The sequence below is a fragment of the Chrysiogenia bacterium genome (genome assembly GCA_020434085.1).
In the GTDB taxonomy this organism is placed as follows: Bacteria; JAGRBM01; JAGRBM01; order JAGRBM01; family JAGRBM01; genus JAGRBM01.
The window spans coordinates 1-3,326 of the sequence record JAGRBM010000356.1 but is presented as its reverse complement, the minus strand read 5'-3'; the positions used below and the strand labels follow the sequence as shown (position 1 = coordinate 3,326).

Here is a 3,326-nt window from a genome sequence, read left to right as displayed (position 1 = left end):
ATGGCCTCATCGGCCTCCTCCAGTTCCTTCTTGGGAAGGCTGGCGCAGGCCTGTACCAGCACGAGGGCCAGCAGGCCAAGTGCCAGGGAGAACCAGTTCAGAAAGCCGCGATTTTGATTTTGCCTCAACATATGGATCGTCACTTACCCGGCGGGCGCTTATCTGGGCGAAAACACGAGCTGCGGGCCGCCTGCTGCAGAAGATGGGAAAAATGCTACCGGCGGGGCCGGGAAAACGCAAACCAAGCAGAAGTGCCTTTGACAGGGTCCGGTTCCCTCCCCGCAGCGGGGAGGGTCAGGGAGGGGTATTCGCAAGCTCGAAACTACCCCCTCCGGCCTTCCGACTCCGCCAAGGCTACGTCGGACAAGTCGGCCCTCCAAAGCCTTGCACGACGGAGGGCGGCCACCTCCCCCGCCACGGGGGAGAGGCGCAGCTCGCCTACTGCGCCAGCACCACCAGATCGATGCGGTCGTTGGAGTCCCAGCCGCTCTCGATCTTGTTGTTGGCGATGGGGAAGGCGTCTTCCATGGGGAAGGTCTCGATCCGGTTGGGATCGATTCCCTCGCGAATGAAGGCGTTCTTGAGCGTCTCGGCCCGGCGGGGGGCCAGGATCTTGGGCGGGTATTCGTAGACCTTGTCCAGATAGTCGAAGGCGTGGACTTCGATGCGGATGCGAATGCCCGGGTATTTCTTGAGCTTGGCCGCCGCGGAGCGGAAGGCGGCAAGCGCGGCACCGTCCACGTGCTCGGGGCTTGAAGGCTTGAAGTCGATACTCAGCGGAAGCTGGTAGGGGCTCACGAAGGTGAGCTCTCCCTTGAACTTCACCGGCTTGAGCAGCTTGGGCTGCAGGATGAAGTAACGCCGCGCGATCTTGGAGATGGTCTTCTGCGTTGCCAGTTCGAGCCGGTCGGCGTCGCTGCCCGAGTCGATGATCTTGCGCTCGTCCTCGGTCGTCTCGTCGGCTCGCAGATTGATCGGCGTGGTGGATTCGGCGATGCGCGCCTCACCCACCTTGCGGCGGCCGCGTACGAAGAATGAAAACACCGCCGACATTTTCACGCTCTGGTTGGCGGGATTGATGGCGACTTCCTCGATCTCCACGATGACGGTGCCGGGATAATCGAAGGCCCATTGCTTTGTATTGTAGAGATGGTTGGGCAGCACGGTCACGTACTTGTAGGCAAGCTTGAGATTCTTCTGCATCGTGTCGTCGAGCAGCTTGCCGATGTGCACGCGCACGTTGTCGCCGCCCGCAAGGCCGACGGCCTGCGTGAGGCCGCGGTGCTGGATGTCCATGTAGTAGGCCAGTTCCAGCGGGATGGGCTGCTGGCTCTGGGCGAGCACGCGCTCGGGCTTGATCTCCATGTCGCTGATGTGACCGCCCAGAACGGCGCAGCCGCCGGCAAGTGTCAGCAGCATGGCGAGCAGCAGGTTCGTAATGCGTGCGCAGATTCCGGATAAAGACATGGATTCCCCCTTCACGTGTCCCCAAGACGCGCCCGAACCCATTCCCGGTTCAGGCGCGCGTTACTTTCTCTAGCAGCGCGGGGGATTGTTTCATAGCCCGGCGAGGCGGTGCAACAGCACGCCCTCGAGAAGCGAACCGTCCGAAATCAGGACACTCTGGCGCCCGGTGCGATGAAGGATTTCCTTGCACAGGATCATGCCGCCCACGATTAGGTCCTCGCGCCCGCGCGGCAGCAGGGGCCAGCGCGTGAGCCGCTCTTCGGCCTGGATGGGCAGGGACTCGGCCAGGAGCGCGTCGAGTTCCGCGACGCAGAGGCGCGCCCCGGTGATGACATCTGGATCGTAGCTCTCGTGCTCCTTGGCGAGCGCGGTGAGCGTGGTGAACGTGCCCGAGCAGCCCACCACTTCGCAATCGCCTTCGGAAAACGGCGCTTCGACTTCGCCCAGATCGGCGAAGGCGGCGCGCACGCGCGCGGCGGCCGATTCGACCTCGGCGCTCGTGGGCGGATCGGACTTGAGCTCGCTCTCGGTCAGGCTCACCACGCCGATGGGGATGGAAATGCGCGCGCGGATCTCGCCGCCCTGCCAGAGGGCGAACTCGGTGGAGCCGCCGCCCACATCGACGATGAGGTAGCGACCGGCGTCTTCGGCGCCGACGCCCAGCGCGCCCAGCGCGCCGAGGACCGAGAGCTCGGCCTCACGCTCGCCGCTGATGATTTCGAGCGGGATGCCCGCTTCGCTGCGCACGAGCTCGACGAACTCGCTTGCATTGGGCGCCTGGCGCAGGACGCCCGTTCCCACGGCCGAAATATCGGTGCACCCCAGGTTGCGCAGTATGCTGCCGTATTCGCGCTGCGCGGCAAAGGCGCGCTCGATGGCGGCGTCGGTGATCTTCCCCTCATCGGAAAAGCCGCCACCAAGGCGCACGATGCGCTGCTCGAGCGCCAGCGGTTTTGGCGGCGTTTGCGCGGCATCGACCACCAGCAGGCGGACGGTGTTGGTTCCCTGGTCGATCGAAGCAACGAGCTTGCGGGCGGGCTTGGACATGAGCGGCGCGGCGGTCCCTTCGCGAGTGTGCTGAGGCTACGTAGCAGCGAGGTCGTCACCGGGTGCGGCGCAAACCTAGCGCGCCCTTCATGGCACGGGTGTGACGGGGGATCAACAAGGTGGTGGAGAAGCGGGCGAATTTCTCAGCAACAATATTGGCGGAGAGAAGGTGGATGCCCCACAGCCACCGATACATCTCAACGTGCACGTGCACCTGCACGAGCACGTGCACGATCCGGATTCACGCCTTCTTCAGCGCCTCGATCGTCTCCACATGGACTTCGGCCATGTCGTTGAGCTTTTCGAGCGAGGCGCGCACGAGTTCGAAGGCGAAGCGGAATGCGGTCTTGGGCGACTTGTCGGCGAGCTTGAGAAAATCCTTGCGCCGGATGATGAGGATCTTGCTGGGTTCGATGGTCTTGGCCGAGACGCGGCGCTCGCCGGGCTCGAACAGGGAGAGCGATCCCAGGAAATCGCCGCCCTCGGCGACGTAGAGCTGCACTTCGCGGCCGTCTTCGAGCTTGCGGGTGACGCTGGCGGTCCCTTCGAGCACGATGAAGAGGGTCTCGCCCTTCATCGCCTCCACGAACAGGGGCTGGCCCACGGGCACGTCTTTTTCCATGACGATCTGCGCGACTTCGGCGATCTCGTTCTCGTCGAGTTCGCAGAAGACTTCGAGCGTCTGCAATGTGTCCTGAAGGCTCACCGGTGTCCCGTCCCCTTCCCCGTCCCTTATCTCTAGCGGAAAGCGCCTACTTCGTGAAGAGGGCGGCGTGGCCGCGGCCGTATTCGACGTAGTGGGCGGCGCTTTT

4 protein-coding genes are annotated in these 3,326 nt (G+C 63.9%); all 4 read right to left on the bottom strand.

Annotated features, from left to right (window positions below; translation table 11 throughout):
• Nucleotides 1-438: 438 nt before the first annotated feature.
• Nucleotides 439-1,467: a hypothetical protein gene (locus tag KDH09_12350; GenBank protein MCB0220481.1), complete on the bottom strand. Its 1,029-nt coding sequence runs from the start codon at nucleotides 1,465-1,467 to the stop codon at nucleotides 439-441.
• A 90-nt stretch (nucleotides 1,468-1,557) separates the two neighbouring features.
• Nucleotides 1,558-2,514: an exopolyphosphatase gene (locus tag KDH09_12345; GenBank protein ID MCB0220480.1), complete on the bottom strand. Its 957-nt coding sequence runs from the start codon at nucleotides 2,512-2,514 to the stop codon at nucleotides 1,558-1,560.
• A gap of 55 nt (nucleotides 2,515-2,569) precedes the next feature.
• Nucleotides 2,570-2,746: a hypothetical protein gene (locus KDH09_12340; GenBank protein MCB0220479.1), complete on the bottom strand. Its 177-nt coding sequence runs from the start codon at nucleotides 2,744-2,746 to the stop codon at nucleotides 2,570-2,572.
• Between the two features lie 9 nt (nucleotides 2,747-2,755).
• On the bottom strand, nucleotides 2,756-3,220 hold the full coding sequence (locus KDH09_12335; GenBank protein MCB0220478.1) for a Crp/Fnr family transcriptional regulator: 465 nt from the start codon (nucleotides 3,218-3,220) through the stop codon (nucleotides 2,756-2,758).
• Between the last annotated feature and the right edge of the window lie 106 nt (nucleotides 3,221-3,326).

What these genes read in the sequence shown, in the direction of transcription:
- KDH09_12350 (MCB0220481.1), bottom strand. Translation starts at nt 1,467, where the DNA reads ATGTCTTTATCCGGAATCTGCGCACGCATTACGAACCTGCTGCTCGCC.
- KDH09_12345 (MCB0220480.1), bottom strand. Translation starts at nt 2,514, where the DNA reads ATGTCCAAGCCCGCCCGCAAGCTCGTTGCTTCGATCGACCAGGGAACC.